This is a genomic window from Mesotoga infera (assembly GCF_900157305.1).
Classification (GTDB): Bacteria; Thermotogota; Thermotogae; order Petrotogales; family Kosmotogaceae; genus Mesotoga; species Mesotoga infera.
Genome location: NZ_LS974202.1, coordinates 2,782,694 through 2,799,274, shown reverse-complemented (window position 1 = coordinate 2,799,274; position 16,581 = coordinate 2,782,694). Strand labels below are relative to the sequence as shown.

Below are 16,581 nucleotides of genomic sequence, written 5' to 3'. Positions count from 1 at the left end.
CTCATTTCCTCCTTATATAGATCTTAATGTCGCCATTATCATCGATGATTTTCTTGAGAAACTCGTGCCCTTCCCTTTGAACGGATACGGGAATCCTCTCGCCGGAAAGTGGGTAATCCACTATGACCAATAGAACCTTTCCCTCTTCCATCTCGGAGAGAGTCACTTTCGTTTGCATATCCGGAACCGGGCAGGACTCACCGCGCATATCTAGTAGAAGATCGGGTTTAACATCGACACCCATTTCTCCAAGATAATGATGGCAAATACCTTTTGAACAGTCCAGGAACCTGTATTCCTTAGTTTCGCTGATGAAGGATACCGCTTCTTCAAACAATCTGTATATTCTAGGAGAACTGAAATCGAATCTCTCGACTCCTTTAGAGAACTTCGAGTTCAATATTCCTCGTTTTTTCATGTGTTGAAGATGTCTGTAGATTGTGGAAAGATCCATCTGAAGTCTTTCAGATATCTCCGAGGCTGTCATACAATTATCGACTATCAGAGTCGCGATTTCTATCCTTGTTTGATTGGCGAAGACTTTGAACAGGTCAGGTAATTTTAGGTTTGCCATGGAAATCCACTATCCCTTTCAATAAAAGGTGCCCTTCTATGAAGAGCATCTCTCGGGTTTCAAAACCATCAATTAACCGATAGTTTTTTCAGATTTTTCGATTATCTCTACAAATTCATCGTAGGTGATCGAGGGAACGGTCAAATCATCGGCGCTGTAACCTCTGGCCTTCACATCGTCGATAATCGCAAAAACCTCGGCCTCGGTATTTAGCTCATCCAGAGCCCAGAAGATTCCGTCCTGAACAAGGACAACACTGTCACCCTTCCTTGTGGCCATAAACTTCAAGCTCTCAGCAACGTTCTGCTTGCCGTATTTTATTACAATAAGGGCCATACCAAACACCTCACATGAAAATTACGTTATCAAAGCTGTGGAGAAAATCGCCGAGCTCTTTCTCATCGATGAGCCTAACGTTGAAACTCTCTTCAGTTTCCTTTATCTTGAACTTTTCCACGTGTTCTTTGATAGCGTAAACCTCGGTCTCGTACCTCTTGATAAATCTGAAGCAGATCGATATCGGAAGCAGACCGAGACATTCCGGCTGAGCTTTCTTCGATAGGGCGACTGTTGCCTCTTCCACCAGAAGCACCGAAGGTTCGATATCTTCTCCGTACATCCCGAACGCGGTCCTGAAGGCCTCGTTTACCCATATAGAGCCGCCCGGCGCCTGATAAACAACGAATAGTATCTTTTTCATCACCATCACCTCAAGCCATCAGGTTCACGAACCTGTCGCTGCTGTAAATAAGGGTCGCAAGCTCAGGCAGTCCACTGGGGTTGGAGCCGGGAATTATCATGTCCTTGGTAACTCCTCTGTAGTCCATACAGATTCCACAGATCTCTACCTTCAAACCTTTTTCGGCTATCAGGGACTTCAGTTTCTCCGGAATGTTTCTATCTACCCTGATCGGTTTCACAAAACTGTTTGTCGAGAGAATCGAATCGGCGAACAGAAATATGGTAACATCATGGCCCCTGTTAAGGGCCGCTTCAGCTAGTTTGATTGCCGTATCCAGATCTTCGTAAGTGTACGGAGGAACTAGTGTCTGTATTGTTATTTTCAAGACTTCTGCCTCACTTTCTGTACAGTATGTACGCCATCGTCCAGTTACCGAGAATCAAAAAGATACTGGCAACTATGGATGAGATCGCAAGTGTCGGGAGCCCCGTCAGGAAGTGCCCGATGTTACAACCACCAGCCAAATTTGCACCGGCCCCCATCATTATACCCCCAACCATGACCTGAAGATACGTCTTTGGGTTCTTCGGCATTCTCAGCTTGAACTCTTTGGCCAGAAGAGATGCGATCAATGCACCAAGTATTATGCCTATTATTTCGTATCCATCCCATCTCAGAGGCTGGTTTGATATGAAGGTATCGAAGATCGATATCCAACCGCCAGTTATCCCTAAACCGTAGTTTCTTCCGGCCGCTACGCTCGTTATCCACGCGATAGGCGAAAGTATAGCGAGTGCTATAGCGGCTACTTTCCAGTTGAACTTCGTCGGTCTATCTGTGGTCTTCGTACCAAGAGTGTACCAGAGCAACAAAGCTGCAACTATAACCGCAGGTATCCAGGGATTGATGTTGAATATAGTCGCCAGAGTAGGACCGACTTTATCGAAGTATACCGGTGAGTTTCCGGCAACAGTAATGTTGAAACCGGCTGCCCATGTCCTTATGCCGGAGAAAATGCCGCTCCTCATTGCTAGTGCTCCAAGACCATAGAAAACGGCTCCGAACATCGCGGTCGTCATTCCCTCTCCGGCCCTGTACGTGACCCCGGATGCGCATCCGCCAGCCAGAACCATTCCAAGACCGAAAATGTAAGCACCCACTATATTACTGAAAAAGTTCAGAGTCGGGGGAGCTATTCTTATCCAACCCATCTGGGCGACGAACAAAACCGTTATAGCCTGAAGTCCTACCGCGAGAAATCCTAGTTTCCACAGGTAGTTGTCTTTGAACAGCAAAATATCTCTGAAAGCCGAATTAAAACATACTCTTCCCCTTTGAAGAATGATACCGAATATTACCCCTATTAAGAGACCAGTCCAGGCCATAGTCATTCACTCCTGCCTATCACTTGACTTTTATATAGATCTTCCACTCGCTGGTGCCTGTTTCCTCGATTTCGAGAACCTCATGACCGAGATTCTTAACGGCTTCGGGTATTCTCTCTTTCGACATCGCGTAATCGATCCACACTTCGAGAATCTCTCCGGCTTTCATCTTCTTGAGTGCCCTTTTCGTTTCGACATCCGGCACGGGACAGACTTCTCCTCTTACATCGATTGATTTTGTTACATCATACTTCGCCATATTCATACCTCCAGTTTGGTGTGAAATAATTCACATTTTATATTAAAAATAAAACCCCATTTGAGCAACCTAATAATTGAAAATTGGGCAAATTCAGGGTCGATCCAACTGAAAGATAACCTCCCACAGTTACCCGATATTTGAATGATTATGACAACTTGGTAAATTAAGGTACTATCTCGGAGGATAGCGAGATCATAGAAGTCTCTTTTCTCTCGGCCGGGTATTTTTATGACAGGATGCTAAAATCACAATAAGTATTTTGATAAAAGCTCTATGGAGGTTTGCATGAAATTCGTAGAATCGGGATTCGTGCACGTCTATACGGGAAATGGTAAGGGCAAGACCACAGCAGCCTTTGGTCTTGCCCTGAGGGCTGCCGCAAGCGGTATGCGCGTTTTTATTGGCCAGTTCATAAAGGGAATGGAATATGGAGAGACGAAAATCGCCGAACTGATGCCAAACGTTGTTCTGGAGCAATTCGGACGCGGTTGCTTCATAGAAAAGAACCCCTCTCCCGAGGACTTCCGCCTAGCACGAGAAGGCCTCAGAAGATCGGAAGAAGTTCTTGCTGGAGGATCTTACGGTCTTGTAATTCTAGACGAGATCTTCATCGCGCATTTTTTCGGTTTAATCTCATCCTCGGACATTTTGAATCTCATGAACCTGCGAAATATGCGCACCGAACTTGTACTGACCGGAAGAAAGGCCCCGCAGGAGATCATAGAGAGAGCAGATCTTGTAACGGAGATGGTAGAAATAAAACATTACTACACCAAAGGAGTCAAGGCGAGAAAGGGAATCGAATTCTGATAAAGAGTTTGGCGGAGGCCAGAATGAATAGATACGTCGCGCTCATCCTTGACCTGGATGGTACGCTTTTAGACGAAAATAAAAAAATTTCAAGCGAGAATCTTGAAGCTTTGAAAAATCTCAAGCAAAAGGGAATACCTATCGGTATCTTCACCGGAAGGGACTTCGAAATGGCTCGTGGATATCTCGATTCAATATCTGCGGAAGGTCCGCACGCCCTTCAAAACGGAGCGCTCGTGATCACTGGAAAAGGGAAAATCATCGATTGCACAACGGTATCTCCCGATCTGGCGCACGCGGTAATCAACATGGCGAAAGGGAGGAGTTGCGATATCATTCTCAGAGAGGCCAGCCTCAAACTTCCCGACTGGTTCAGAAAAGATAGGCTGAGAATGAATCCATACCTGCCCTTCTTGAAGGCTTATTCTCACAGAATTGAATATATCGATGACCTCCATATGGTAGCCGAAGAGAGAAGATTGATCCAGATCGATGTTACAGGTCTTCACGAGACTCTCACGTCGATCTTGAAAGAATTGTCTGTTGACTATCCGGGAGGTTTCAGCTATACGCTTCTCAAGACTAGCGACGACTCGGCCTTCATGGAGTATTACTGGAACTCGATCGAAGATAAGACTCTCCTGGAGAATGTGAAGAGAAATTGCGAAAGATGGGGGCTATTCTCGATTTTCGGTTCGGGAATTTCTAAAGGAAAAGCTTTGGACAGCTTTCTCGAGTACCATAGTGTTTCCCCATCGAAGGTAGTCTTTATAGGTGATCATCTGGCAGATATTCCACTGATGAGGAGGGTGGGAATGCCCATAGCAGTCGCAAACGCTATGGATGTCGTGAAGGAAGAAAGCAAATACATAACTTCTTCAAATTCCGAGGGAGGAGTGGCCAAAGCTATATCCGTTTTTTTCGCGGACCTCTAAATACTGACACTGATGTATCGTTTCAGAACGAACACTCTTATGCGGGTGAAAATTCGGTCCAATTACTTCAGAAGACAGGGTCCTTCATTTGCCACGTGATAAAATCTATCTGGAGGTCTTTTTTTGAGAACGCCCGTGCTGGTTCTGTTAGTGTTTTTTTCGTGTGTATGCGTGGCAACAGAGATAGAAAGCCTCGAGAGCCTGGTGGCCAATCCGGAAGACAGGAGTCTTTTATTTGAGCTAGGAATAGCTTACCACAACGCCGGGGTGCGGGGAGACAAAGATTATGTCTTGAAGGTAATAAAACTCTTCGAAAAGCTTATAAGAGACGAAGAAGAAGATCTGGCAACCTCTTATCTTGGATCTTCTCACCTGTTGAGGGCCGGGGACGACTGGAACCCCTTCGGGAAGCTCCACAATCTCAACAAAGATTTCGAGTACCTCGATAGGGCGGTCGAAAATCACGGCGATAATATCATGATACTCTTTATACGAGCCAACGCGTACATAAACATTCCCGGTTTTTCGGGAAACTCGATACATCGATCGCCGATTTCGAAAGAATTATTTAGTTGTATTCAAAGGGTACGGTAGTTGATGATATATTGCTGAACAGTCGTTTGAACCTGGGAGAAGCCTTCATGAAAAAAGGAACAGCGATAAAGCTTACGAACAATGGAGGTGGATATTGAAGAACGCTCCGGACACGGCTCAAGCAAAAGAGGCGAGAAAATATTGAACCCATGATCGAAAAAGCAGATCCGAACGGTCTTACCGAAGGTTTTGAGGAGGTCTTTTCCGGTTCGCCGGGAAGACCTGAGAGTGTTTGAGGTAATTGGCCAATAATGGTTGAATCACCATTACCTCTCTCTGCTCGTTGAGAGAAATATTTATTTGTAGTGAATTCTTCAGACTATTCTTCAAGGAGGTAAATTGAGTGTTGGTACTGTTTTTGAATAAATTTGACAAATACTGGGATGGAAAACTAGATCAACTAAGAAAGGCCTTCCCCGGACATGATTTCGTCTCTTATCTGGATCATAATGATCCTAAGGAACTGTTGCCCGAGGCAGATGTATTGGTCAAAGGTTCGCTCAGCAAAGAGGAACTAACAAAAGCCGTCAAACTGAAGGCCGTCTTCGTTCCATGGACTGGTGTTGATGGCCTGCCTCTGAATGAGCTCAAGAAGCGTTCAATAATTCTGGCTAACAACCACGGAAACGCCGAGGTGGTTGCGGAAAGGGCCATTGCACTGGCAATGGCCGTTACGGGTAGAGTGGTTGAGCTCCACAAAAACCTCGAGAGGGGTGTATGGCTAGGAAGACCTTCAAGCAAAGAATTCACATGGTTTTCAATATTAGAAAGAAAATGCGCGATTCTAGGCCTCGGTCAAATAGGCCAGAAAATTGCCGGTTTCCTTAAAGCGTTCCGCTGCAGGATAAATGGTTTTAAGAAGGAGCCTTCGGGTAGCTATCCAGGTTTAGACTTTATCACGAACGACATCAAACAAGCCGTTAGAGGTGCTGAGCTGGTTTTCGTGGCTCTGCCTTTGACCTCAGAAACTCTTGGAATCGTGAATCAGGAAGTCCTGGATGCCATGGGCAGCGCTTATCTCATAAACATAAGCAGGGGAAAAGTGGTAGAAGAAAAAGCACTGGCCGAATCGTTAATGAGCGGTAAACTTGCCGGCGCTGCCATAGATGTCTGGTATGATTATCCTTCCATCGATAGACCGGTAACGCTCCCATCAAGATATCCGATTCACACATTACCGAACGTCGTCCTGTCCCCTCACGTTGGGAGCTGGACCACTGAGAGCATGCAGGCTATGGTAGATGAAACAGTTGAAAGTATCGGACATTACCTTCTCACGGGTAATCCGATCGACATTGTGGATCTTGAGAAGATGTATTGATCGTTTCGATGTATACGTCCGTAAAATACAATCGTTTCTTAAAGATAACAAATTTATTCGCCAGAAAAATTTGACTCGAGCCATCCGAAAAGTGTAGAATCTACTTAATTCAATGAGGAGCGCGAATATGTCTATATTCGATTTTTCCTGGATAAATGCAAATAGCTATTATTATATTATGAGCATCTGCTCGTGAGCCAGCTCTCCGGGTAGATGCTTTCGCATTTACTCCGGAGTAAAGATTGAGAGGGTCTCCAATCCGGAGACCCTCTTTCTTTTTTAGAATGCGGGGTGAAGTATGGTAGTGATTTTAAGGAACGGGAGCGGCGATGAAGAGATCGAAAAGGTGGAGGCGTTGTCCTCCCGACTGGGTCTAAGTTGTCACATCTCAAAAGGAGCGGAGAAGATAGTGGTAGGCATCATCGGGGATGATCGGTACACATCAGTTGAACGTTTCGAAGCGCTAGAATGCGTGGAGCAGGTGGTGCGGGTACTGAAGCCTTTCAAGCTAGTATCCAGGGAGTTCCATGGCGAGGATCTCAACGTCGAGGTCGGAGATGTATCGATAGGGAACGGAAAGTTCGCTGTTATGGCCGGTCCTTGCGCGGTCGAGGATCGGTCGATGATCGAAGAGAGCGCGGCCTTCCTCTCTGAAATGGGTGTGAGAATTATCAGGGGAGGAGCCTACAAGCCGAGGACGTCTCCATATTCGTTTCAGGGATTGGGCAGAAAGGGGCTCGAACTTCTCAGAGAGGCAGCCGATAGATATGGAATGAAGACCGTAACGGAAGTGACCGGAGAAGCAACGTTGGAGGCCGTTTCATCTCTGAGCGATATCGTTCAAATAGGTGCGCGTAACGCACAGAATTTCCAGCTTATTCAAAGAGTTGCCAGTTGCGGAAAACCGGTGCTTTTGAAGAGGGGTTTCATGAACACCGTAGAAGAGCTTCTTCTTTCGGCAGAATACATCGCCTATGGTGGTAACATGTCGATAATCCTGTGTGAGAGGGGTATAAGAACCTTCGAAACATCTACAAGGAACACTCTCGATATCTCGGCGATCCCCCTCATAAAAATGCAATCGCCACTGCCGATAATTGCCGATCCGAGCCACGCCAGTGGTCGAAGAGACCTGATCATTCCCCTGTCTAGGGCAATTCTGGCCGTCGGAGCCGACGGCATAGAGGTCGAAGTTCATCCAAGACCGGAGAGCGCTCTTTCAGACAGCAAACAGAGTTTGAACTTCAGAGAATTCGAAAGACTGATGCAAGAATTGAAGAGCCTGGTGGATACAAGAGAGCTCGTACTGACCTGATGATGGAGGAAAGAGATGAAGATATTACCGGTGAAAAAAGTAAGGGCAGAAATGGAGGTCCCGCCCGATAAGTCGATATCCCACAGGGCTCTGATTCTCTCATCGATGGCAGAAGGACGAAGCATCGTCCACAATCTTCTTGAGAGCGGGGATACTTTGAGCACTCTTAGGGTTATGAAAGAAATCGGAGCGAGGTTTTCCGGCGATTTTGAGCGAATGGAGATAATGCCGGCACTGTGGAAGGAGGCGGCTAGACCCCTCGATTGCGGCAATTCCGGAACGACAGCGAGAATTATCTCAGGGCTTCTCGCCGGAACCCCGGGCCTTCATATCCTCTTCGGTGATGAATCTCTATCCAGACGGCCTATGAAAAGAGTGATAGAACCTCTCAAAAGAATGGGGGCCTTGATTTTCGCAAGGAATAACGACACTCTCTTGCCTCTGTCGATAAAGGGCGGAGATCTTCACGGTTGCACCCATGACCTCCAGGTAGCCAGCGCCCAGGTGAAAAGTGCAATACTGCTGGCGGGCATGAAGGCTGAAGGTATAACCACGGTGATCGAGCCCGTTCCAAGCAGAGACCATACTGAGAGAATGCTAGACTCGATGGGAGCTAAGATGAAGATCAACGGAAGGATAGTTTCCATAGAACGTGGCGAACTGAACCCCGTGTTCTTTCAAATACCGGGAGACGTCTCATCGGCCTCTTTCTTCTTAGTACTCGCAATTCTCCATCCAGACGCCTCAATTATCGTCAGAAATGTCGGGCTTAACGAAAGACGCACAGGTCTTTTGAAAACGTTGAAGAAGATGGGTGCCGAGATCGAATGGACGGTCGAAAAAACCTCGCCCGAACCCTGCGGCAAAATAGTGGCTAAATCTTCCAGATTGACTGGGTTAGAGATCGATACCGGGTTAGTTCCCTCCATGATAGACGAGATTCCCCTACTGGCCCTTGCCGGGGCGAAGGCTTGCGGAACGACTGTTATAAGGGGAGCGGGAGAACTAAGAAAAAAAGAGTCGGACAGAATAACATCGACCGTTGAGAACTTCAGAAAGCTCGGGGTCGTAATTGAGGAGCTCGAAGACGGCTTTTCGATTGAAGGGTCGCAGAAAATTGTAGGAGGAAGAATCGATTCGGCCGGTGACCACAGGATAGCCATGCTCTTCGCAGTTGCAGGCATCCTCAGCGAGGAAGGCATCGAAATCGGTGGAGCAGATTCGGTAAGGATCTCCTATCCGCAATTCTTCAAGGATATCGCGGAGGTGTGTCGATGAGATTCTGTATAGTAGGCCATCCTGTCTCACACAGCCTCTCACCAAGAATCTACACGCGTTTCTTCGAAATGAAGGGAATCGATGCTACTTATGAAGCCCTGGACATACAGACCGGTGAATTCTCGTCGGTTATCGACGTTCTTCTCAAAGAGTACGACGGTCTCAACGTGACTATACCCTTCAAGGAAGCAGTCGTTGCTCATGTCGATTGTATGGTGGAGAGATCTTTGCGCGCCGTGAACTGCATTTTCAAAGGGGTTGGTTATAACACCGACTGGATTGGTTTCAGTAATTCACTCAGAGATATAAAAATTGAAGAACCCATAACAATACTGGGTGCCGGAGGAGCTTCCAGAGCCGTGATTTACGCTCTTAAAGAGTTTGGTGTTAACCGTATAAATGTAATCAACAGGAGTACGTTCAGGGCCGAAAGGGTCGCGGAGGATTTCAACAACAGAAATTTCGAGGTAAAGATCTTTTCTTTCGATTCTCTTCCATCTATTGTGAAGAAAAGTAAGAGCATAATAAACGCGACGTCGATCGGAATGAAGGGGGAGTACTTAAGTCTTGGACGCGAGGAGTTCCAGGGAATCTCTCTGGTTTACGATCTGATCTACAGCGAAACGCCTCTCCAGAAGGTTGCCAGGGAGTGCGGAGTTGAGAAAGTAATTGATGGGAAGGCCATGCTCTTCTTCCAGGCCTGCGAGAACTTGAAGATCTGGGGGCTCTTCGACAAGAAGACTTTTGAAAGAGCCTTCGAGGAGGTGGTCAGATGAAGTTCAGCGTAGCCGGAGACTCACATGGTCAGGCGATGTACGGGTTAATTGAAGGTTTGCCCGCCGGTTTCCCGGTATCGATCGATGAGATAGACAAGAACCTCAAGAGAAGACAACGTGGCTACGGCAGGGGAAAGAGAATGGGGCTAGAACACGACAGGGCTATCATAAAGTCCGGTCTATGGAATGACCTGACGACAGGCGCACCAATTTTGATCGAGATAGCGAACCTCGCTCCAAGAAGCGAGAAGGAGACGAGAAGCATTCCCCGGCCTGGCCATGCCGATTATGCTGCCTGGACCAAATACAGGCTGAGTGATCTGACGATTTATGCCGAACGCAGCAGCGCTAGGTGGACGGCCGCGCTGGTCTCTATTGGATCGATAGCGTGCCAGATGCTTTCGAAACTCGGAATCGAGATCGTCAGTTCGGTTATAGCGATAGGAAAGATTCACTGCCCGATACCGGATAGTGTTTGCGTTGTGGCGCGTGACGCTTCGCCCGTTTACTGCCATGACAAACTGGCAAGCGGAGAGATGGTGGCCGAGATAGAAAAGGCGATCGACAAAGGTGACACTCTGGGTGGGATCTTCGCTGTCAGCGCCTATGGTCTTCCATCAGGGATAGGTGGATATGGCGAACTTTTCGAGAGACTGGATTCGAAGATTGGACGATACTTCTTGGCTATTCCTTCTGTGAAGGGAGTATTCGTAGGCAATCCAGATGTCAGCCTACCCGGAAGTCAATACCACGATCCCTTTGCAGTAAGCAATGGGAAAGTTTCGCGGCTTTCGAACAATGCCGGCGGGGTGGAAGGAGGTATATCCAACGGCCAGCCCTTGGTCGTAGTTGCCAGCGTCAAGCCGATTCCTACGCTTGAAAACGGTATAGACTCAGTCAATCTGAAGAGTATGAACGTTGAGAAAACCCCGTACGTCCGTTCCGATGTTACAGCTGTCCCGGCAGCTTCGGTCGTTGGGGAAAGTATGCTCGGGCTTTTACTTCTTGAGTCGATTCTAGAGAAATACGGAAACGATAGCTTCGATTTGTTGAAAGGGAGGTTGGAGAATGAGAGTCTTCCTTGTTGGAATGATGGGCTCGGGGAAAAGCACCATCGGTAAGATCCTCTCTTCTGTTCTCGATCTCGAGTTCGTGGATATGGACAGCGAAATAGAAGCCAGAAGCGGAAAGACTGTCGAAAAGATCTTCGAGGATGATGGAGAAGGAGTTTTCAGGAAACTCGAAAGAAACCTTCTTAAAGAACTGGTTAAAAAGGAGAGCATTGTGGTCTCCACTGGAGGCGGTATCGTTCTCGACACGGTGAATCGAAGAACTCTCAAAAAAGAGAACACTATATATCTGAAACTGCCGCCGGCCGATCTCTTCAAACGTGTTGACACACTTAATAGGCCTCTCTTGAAGGGGGGGAAGGAAGCGATTTTCAGGATATGGGAAGAGAGGAGAGAACTGTACGAACAGTTTCCCTCGATAGAGGCATCGAATCACTCCAAATGGGAGATAGTTGCATCGATCTGCATGAGACTATTTTCGGGGGAGAAGAGGAGAATAATCAACGGAACCCATCCGGTGACTCTGGCCAACGGGGGATTCAAAGCGATCGGGGGAATGCAGAACGCCGTTGTCTCGCACAGGGTATTCAAGGTCTTTTCTGAATGGATTCCCTCGTCGGCCTTTTCGATAGAAGACGGAGAGGAAGCGAAAGGTTTTCACACTCTTTTCGAAATCTACGACTTCCTTATGGAACGGGGACTTTCTAGAAACGATGTTCTTTCAGCTGCGGGAGGAGGCACTGTGACCGATCTGGTTGGATTCGCCGCCTCCACATTCAAGAGGGGAGTTCCTCTGACCCTCTTTCCCACGACTCTTCTTTCTCAGGTGGATGCTTCCATAGGTGGAAAAAACGGGTTGAATTTCCGGGGTGGGAAGAATATGATAGGTAACTTCTATTTCCCGGCCGAAACGGTTCTTGATCCGATAGCAACGCTTTCAATGGATCCCGGTAGATTCGAAGAAGGCCTGGTGGAGGCTTTCAAGATATTCCTGATAACCGGGCAGTGGTACGATCAATTCAAGTCTTTATGTGGTAAATTGAAAGACAGAAATATCGTAACCTTGAATAAGATGCTAGAAGAGGCCGTGGTTCTGAAAAACGAAATAGTGGCATCGGATGTCCACGAAAGAGGGATCAGAAAAATACTAAACCTGGGACATACTCTCGGCCACCTCTACGAACCGATAGTCGGTGTGTCTCATGGAACGGCCGTTGCCTGGGGACTGGAACGCGAGATGTACTATTTCATGAACCTCGGACTAGTCGAGGAGTCTGTTTACAACGACGTATGTGACACGCTATCGGAAATATTTGGACTCGACCTTCCACCACTTCCCATAGAAGAAGCCTTACGTCTGTTGAGAAACGACAAAAAGGGAACGACCTGCGATGAGACCGAAATAGAGATACCGCTTCTGAGATCGCCGGGAAATTTTGAGCTTTTAAAGGTTAAGCTCGACGAACTTCTGGCGGTGGTGGTATGAAGATACTCGTCATAAACGGGCCGAACCTCAACATGCTCGGAAAAAGGAAGAGCGACATCTATGGTGTTCTCTCTTACGAAGACTTGGTAGAAATAATAAAGTTCAGGGCTCAAGATCTGGGAATAGAATGCGAGTTCTTTCAATCTAACTACGAAGGCGAATTGATAGACAGGATCCATGGACTGGATTTCGATGCGCTCGTCATAAATCCCGGGGCCCTGACACATTATAGCTACGCACTGAGAGACGCACTGGAAATATTCACCGGTCCGAAGGTAGAAGTGCATATCTCAAACATACACGCCAGGGAAGCCTTCAGGAACAGAAGCGTCGTATCATCGGTCTGCACAGGCACAATCGCCGGGCTGGGCTTTACAGGATATCTTCTGGCCATAGAGTTTCTTGCCGGCCAAAGATGAGAGCCGAATCTGGTATTATTGATTAGATTCGTAAGACTCGGGGGTGTGGCCTTGAAAAAGACTCTCTTGTTTGTGTTGCCACTGCTGGTATTTGCTGTTTCCGGATGTCTTAACATGGTGGGCAAACCGGAATCGGTTTTGAAGTCGCTCGAAAAAGAAGTGTTAAGGGGAAATGTTGACAGAATTCTGGAACTTTACGCTGAAACCGTGGAAATTTCGACGACGGCCAATCCTTCCGGAAGGCCCGTTACAAAAGCGGATCTCAGGTACTATTACAATCGATTTCTGACAGAACGGGAGATTTCAAGCTTCTCTCTGAACGTGGAAAGCGTCGAAAAGCCTTCATCTGGTCAAGCCGTTATTTATGCGAACTTCACGCTCTCTTTCCGGTACGACGATAAAGATTACTCTGTGGAAGCCGAAATGACTTTCTCTCTCTCAAAAGCGGGCCGGAAATGGAGAATAACTGGAGAGTGGAACAATCCGATACTCAGTATTTACGAACCAGCATCTAAATCTCCTGAGTATTAAGGATGGCGACTACTCGGTGATTTTGAGCGCATTTCTTATGGCATCGACTATTACCCTGCTCGTGGCCGTAGCGCCTGTGATCATATCTACCTCGAGGCTTTGAGCATCTATAACTCTGTCGATAACAGCTTCGGCACTTTTGGAATAACTTCCTGGTTTGTTCTGGAGAACCTTCGCGGAGAGTATTTTCCCGTCATTGATCTCGATTTGAACAACTGCGTAGCCTTCTGTTCCAGTGTATATGCCATCCTGAAACTCCCCGAATGGTCTAACCTCAACAGTTTGAGGGAATTCAACAGGTCTGTTTCTGTGCCAGATGCTCACCAGCGCTATCAAAGTCACGGAAAGTGCTATAAAAATCGAAACGTTGATCCAGTATCTCATCGTATCTCCTCCGGATGGCAAATTGCGAATTTTATAATTAAATTATCACTTATTTAGAATTATAATTAATTACTCGTTTGAAAGATTATGATTAATTTTATCGGAATTATTTACGGACTGGCCCGTCGATGCTCTATCATTCTATTAGCCAGACTCTCGGCCACGAAAAATAGGCCATTCCTGATGGCCTATTATTCTATATCCTGTTCAACCTATTCTTCTAAATCCTCTGTCTACTGTCTCTTCGATATCATTGGGCGAGATCTTCAATTTTGCGGAACCGGTTTCCAAGGAGGCTCTCGCAACGGCGATCGCCACTTTACGTGCTATTCCCGGCTCGAAAGCCTTCGGGAGTATGTAGTCTGCAGAGAGTCTGTCATCGCCAACGGCATCGGCAAGTGCGTCGGTCGCCGCGAGCTTCATAGATTCGTTGATCTCTCTTGATCTCACATCTAGTGCACCCCTGAATATTCCGGGGAAGGCCAAGACATTGTTGATCTGGTTGGGGAAATCCGATCTGCCGGTTGCAACTATCTTTGCCCCTGCTTCTTTGGCCAGATCGGGCATGATCTCAGGCACAGGATTTGCCAGGGCGAAAACGATCGCTCCTGGCGCCATGGATCTGATCATTTCGGCAGAGATTATCCCTCCGACCGAGGTACCGATGAAAACGTCGGCACCTTTTATGGCCTTTGCCAGATCACCGGAAAGGTTGTCGGGGTTGATCTCTCCAACTATCTTACGGTGGAACTCATTTAAAAGGGTTTTAGGATCGTCTTTATTGAGAATACCGTTCCTATCGACCGCAACGATGTTTCTGATACCGGCCGCAAGCAACATCTTGATAGTCGCTCCACCGGCCGCCCCAACACCGACAGTCGCGACCTTCAGATTTTCCATATTCTTACCCACTATTTTCAAAGCGTTCCTCAAAGCGGCAGTTGCCACGATGGCTGCTCCGTGTTGATCGTCATGGAAGATCGGTATGTCGAGTCTTCGTTGCAGCTCTTGCTCGATATAAAAACATTTCGGAGAGGATATGTCTTCCAGATTCACCCCGCCGAACGTCGGTGATAGGGCCTGAACGAATGCGATGATTTCATCGGGTTCATGGACGTTTATGCATAGAGGGAAGGCATCAACATTTCCGAACTCCTTGAAGAGCAAGGCCTTGCCTTCCATGACTGGCATCCCCGCCTCGGGACCGATATCTCCAAGGCCAAGAACGGCCGTTCCATCCGATACGACCGCAACGTAATTCCATTTGTTGGTATAGTCATAGACCAGTTCTTTGTTCTCGTTGATAACCCGGCAAACGTCGGCGACTCCAGGAGTGTAGGCCAGCGAAAGGGCCCTCATGCTATCCACACTGACCCTACTTTTCACCTCGAGTTTGCCACGCAGTTCTTTGTGCAGTTTCAGTGCCTCTTCGTTCAAAACAATCACCCTCTATTCTTAATGAAAACATCGTTTCCAAGGCAATCGATAGCGACGTAGAGCGGGAAATCCTTCACACTAACCCTGAATATCGCTTCCGTACCGAGATCATCGAAAGCCACGACCGTCATGCCGGAAATTCTACCGGCCAGAGCGGCGGCGGCACCACTGGGAGCCAGAAAGTAAACTCTTCTGTATTTTTTACAGAGCGAAACGGCCTGAAGGCTTCTCTTTCCTTTTCCTACCGTTGCCAGAACACCTTTCAGATAAAGCATTTCGAGAAATGAATCCATTCTGCTCGAAGTTGTGGGTCCTATAGCTCCGAAAGAATCTTTAGTCGGTTTGGCCGGCCCCGCGTAGAAAATTATCATTCCATCGAGAGAAATCGGCAATTCTTTGCCTTCGTCGAGCATTTTTTTCAATCGTTTTTGCGCGGCGTCTCTCATGAGAAGGAACTCGCCGGAGTAAAGGAGTTCGTCGCCGGCACGCAAATCTTCAATCTTCAAAGATTACTCTCCCCTTTCTTGCGATATAGCAATCAGTCGCCAGTCCCACAGGCATTATGGCGATATGCGAGGGATAAGTCTCTATGTGCACCGAGTATGCGGTTATGCCAGTTCCCAGACCCTGATATCCTATCTGCAGATCGTTGATTTCTCTAAGTATTCTTTCTTCAAGGGCCGCGTAGTCTTTGTCGTGATGTCTCTCGTCGAAGGATCTGGTAAGAGCGAGTTTGGCAAGCACCATCGCTTTGTCCGAACTCCCGCCGATTCCTATACCTACTTTCAACGGCGGACAACCTCTTGCTGCACTCTCCTTGAGCGATTCAACGAGTGTTCGCACCAAATCGTCAACGGTTGCTGTGGGATTTAACATAAAGAGCCGTGAAAGATTTTCGCTGCCCCCTCCCTTAATAAGAAAGCGGATTTCGAACCTTTTCCCCCTCTCCGGAAAGAGATGACATACGACCGGCGTATTATCTCTGGTATTTACTCTCTTAAATGGGTCCGACACTATGGAATATCTATAGGGTTTCTCAGTGTAGACTTTTTTGACTGCCGAATTAAGTGTTTCAATGATCGGCTCTTCTAGAGCAACTTCATTACCCTGAAAGACGAAGAACTCGAGAAAACCTGTATCCTGACATATCGGGAGTCCCGTCTCTTTTGCAGCAACGGCGTTTTCTCTCAACACGCTCGAAAAAGGCCCTTCGTAGTGATCGAGTGACTCAACAATCGCCGGATCCATATCCGTGTTCGCCTTCGTAATAGCTTCTTCGAGCCTTTCTATAATTCTTCCTGCCGGAATCAAGGCTACACCCC

At 47.3% G+C, this 16,581-nt stretch carries 21 protein-coding genes; 11 read left to right on the top strand and 10 right to left on the bottom strand.

Annotation, left to right across the window (positions count from 1 at the left end; translation table 11 throughout):
* Position 1: 1 nt before the first annotated feature.
* The 6 genes from MESINF_RS12795 to MESINF_RS12770 all read right to left on the bottom strand — a co-directional run bounded on the left by MESINF_RS12795 (position 2) and on the right by MESINF_RS12770 (position 2,900).
* Positions 2 to 574, bottom strand: a complete 573-nt coding sequence (locus MESINF_RS12795) for a sulfurtransferase TusA family protein (protein WP_169700430.1) — start codon at positions 572 to 574, stop codon at positions 2 to 4.
* A 72-nt stretch (positions 575 to 646) separates the two neighbouring features.
* A complete protein-coding gene (locus MESINF_RS12790) occupies positions 647 to 910 on the bottom strand; it encodes a DsrH/TusB family sulfur relay protein (RefSeq protein WP_169700429.1) in 264 nt (87 codons plus the stop codon).
* A gap of 10 nt (positions 911 to 920) precedes the next feature.
* Positions 921 to 1,274 carry an intracellular sulfur oxidation protein gene (locus tag MESINF_RS12785; RefSeq protein ID WP_169700427.1) on the bottom strand — a complete coding sequence of 118 codons (354 nt, stop codon included), beginning with the start codon at positions 1,272 to 1,274 and terminating at the stop codon, positions 921 to 923.
* A 10-nt stretch (positions 1,275 to 1,284) separates the two neighbouring features.
* Positions 1,285 to 1,641, bottom strand: a complete 357-nt coding sequence (locus MESINF_RS12780) for a DsrE/DsrF/TusD sulfur relay family protein (protein ID WP_169700425.1) — start codon at positions 1,639 to 1,641, stop codon at positions 1,285 to 1,287.
* Between the two features lie 10 nt (positions 1,642 to 1,651).
* Entirely contained in the window at positions 1,652 to 2,641 is a 990-nt protein-coding gene (locus MESINF_RS12775) for a YeeE/YedE family protein (RefSeq protein ID WP_169700423.1), read from the bottom strand.
* Between the two features lie 19 nt (positions 2,642 to 2,660).
* Positions 2,661 to 2,900: a sulfurtransferase TusA family protein gene (locus MESINF_RS12770; RefSeq protein WP_169700422.1), complete on the bottom strand. Its 240-nt coding sequence runs from the start codon at positions 2,898 to 2,900 to the stop codon at positions 2,661 to 2,663.
* 288 nt (positions 2,901 to 3,188) lie between these two features.
* Between MESINF_RS12770 and MESINF_RS12765 the strand changes: the two genes are divergently transcribed.
* The 11 genes from MESINF_RS12765 to MESINF_RS12715 all read left to right on the top strand — a co-directional run bounded on the left by MESINF_RS12765 (position 3,189) and on the right by MESINF_RS12715 (position 13,438).
* Positions 3,189 to 3,713, top strand: coding sequence for a cob(I)yrinic acid a,c-diamide adenosyltransferase (locus MESINF_RS12765; RefSeq protein WP_169700420.1), 525 nt, complete (start codon positions 3,189 to 3,191; stop codon positions 3,711 to 3,713).
* Positions 3,714 to 3,736: 23 nt separating this feature from the next.
* Positions 3,737 to 4,648: an HAD-IIB family hydrolase gene (locus MESINF_RS12760; RefSeq protein ID WP_169700418.1), complete on the top strand. Its 912-nt coding sequence runs from the start codon at positions 3,737 to 3,739 to the stop codon at positions 4,646 to 4,648.
* A gap of 123 nt (positions 4,649 to 4,771) precedes the next feature.
* On the top strand, positions 4,772 to 5,242 hold the full coding sequence (locus MESINF_RS12755; protein ID WP_169700416.1) for a tetratricopeptide repeat protein: 471 nt from the start codon (positions 4,772 to 4,774) through the stop codon (positions 5,240 to 5,242).
* Positions 5,243 to 5,585: 343 nt separating this feature from the next.
* On the top strand, positions 5,586 to 6,563 hold the full coding sequence (locus MESINF_RS12750) for a 2-hydroxyacid dehydrogenase (RefSeq protein WP_169700414.1): 978 nt from the start codon (positions 5,586 to 5,588) through the stop codon (positions 6,561 to 6,563).
* Between the two features lie 298 nt (positions 6,564 to 6,861).
* A complete protein-coding gene (gene aroF, locus MESINF_RS12745) occupies positions 6,862 to 7,878 on the top strand; it encodes a 3-deoxy-7-phosphoheptulonate synthase (protein ID WP_169700412.1) in 1,017 nt (338 codons plus the stop codon).
* 15 nt (positions 7,879 to 7,893) lie between these two features.
* Complete coding sequence (aroA, locus tag MESINF_RS12740; protein ID WP_169700410.1) at positions 7,894 to 9,156, top strand: 3-phosphoshikimate 1-carboxyvinyltransferase; 1,263 nt, start codon at positions 7,894 to 7,896, stop codon at positions 9,154 to 9,156.
* Positions 9,153 to 9,932, top strand: coding sequence for a shikimate dehydrogenase family protein (locus MESINF_RS12735; protein ID WP_169700408.1), 780 nt, complete (start codon positions 9,153 to 9,155; stop codon positions 9,930 to 9,932). Before aroA ends, MESINF_RS12735 begins: the two co-directional genes overlap by 4 nt.
* Entirely contained in the window at positions 9,929 to 11,053 is a 1,125-nt protein-coding gene (gene aroC, locus MESINF_RS12730; protein WP_169700406.1) for a chorismate synthase, read from the top strand. Before MESINF_RS12735 ends, aroC begins: the two co-directional genes overlap by 4 nt.
* On the top strand, positions 11,001 to 12,488 hold the full coding sequence (locus MESINF_RS12725) for a shikimate kinase (protein ID WP_169700404.1): 1,488 nt from the start codon (positions 11,001 to 11,003) through the stop codon (positions 12,486 to 12,488). Before aroC ends, MESINF_RS12725 begins: the two co-directional genes overlap by 53 nt.
* Positions 12,485 to 12,907 carry a type II 3-dehydroquinate dehydratase gene (aroQ, locus tag MESINF_RS12720; RefSeq protein ID WP_169700402.1) on the top strand — a complete coding sequence of 141 codons (423 nt, stop codon included), beginning with the start codon at positions 12,485 to 12,487 and terminating at the stop codon, positions 12,905 to 12,907. Before MESINF_RS12725 ends, aroQ begins: the two co-directional genes overlap by 4 nt.
* A gap of 51 nt (positions 12,908 to 12,958) precedes the next feature.
* Complete coding sequence (locus tag MESINF_RS12715; protein WP_169700400.1) at positions 12,959 to 13,438, top strand: nuclear transport factor 2 family protein; 480 nt, start codon at positions 12,959 to 12,961, stop codon at positions 13,436 to 13,438.
* A 9-nt stretch (positions 13,439 to 13,447) separates the two neighbouring features.
* On the opposite strand, the gene MESINF_RS12710 is transcribed toward MESINF_RS12715, so the two are convergent.
* From MESINF_RS12710 to MESINF_RS12695, 4 genes are all read right to left on the bottom strand, one after another.
* Positions 13,448 to 13,822 carry an FMN-binding protein gene (locus tag MESINF_RS12710; protein WP_169700398.1) on the bottom strand — a complete coding sequence of 125 codons (375 nt, stop codon included), beginning with the start codon at positions 13,820 to 13,822 and terminating at the stop codon, positions 13,448 to 13,450.
* A gap of 207 nt (positions 13,823 to 14,029) precedes the next feature.
* The gene (locus MESINF_RS12705) at positions 14,030 to 15,265 is read right to left on the bottom strand and encodes an NAD(P)-dependent malic enzyme (protein ID WP_169701089.1); all 1,236 of its coding nucleotides are present in this window, start codon (positions 15,263 to 15,265) and stop codon (positions 14,030 to 14,032) included.
* Positions 15,265 to 15,765 (bottom strand): FumA C-terminus/TtdB family hydratase beta subunit, encoded by a 501-nt coding sequence (locus MESINF_RS12700; RefSeq protein ID WP_169700397.1) that lies wholly within the window; start codon positions 15,763 to 15,765, stop codon positions 15,265 to 15,267. The genes MESINF_RS12705 and MESINF_RS12700 overlap by 1 nt, the downstream gene beginning before the upstream one ends.
* Entirely contained in the window at positions 15,755 to 16,570 is an 816-nt protein-coding gene (locus tag MESINF_RS12695; protein WP_169700395.1) for a fumarate hydratase, read from the bottom strand. Before MESINF_RS12695 ends, MESINF_RS12700 begins: the two co-directional genes overlap by 11 nt.
* Positions 16,571 to 16,581: the final 11 nt, after the last annotated feature.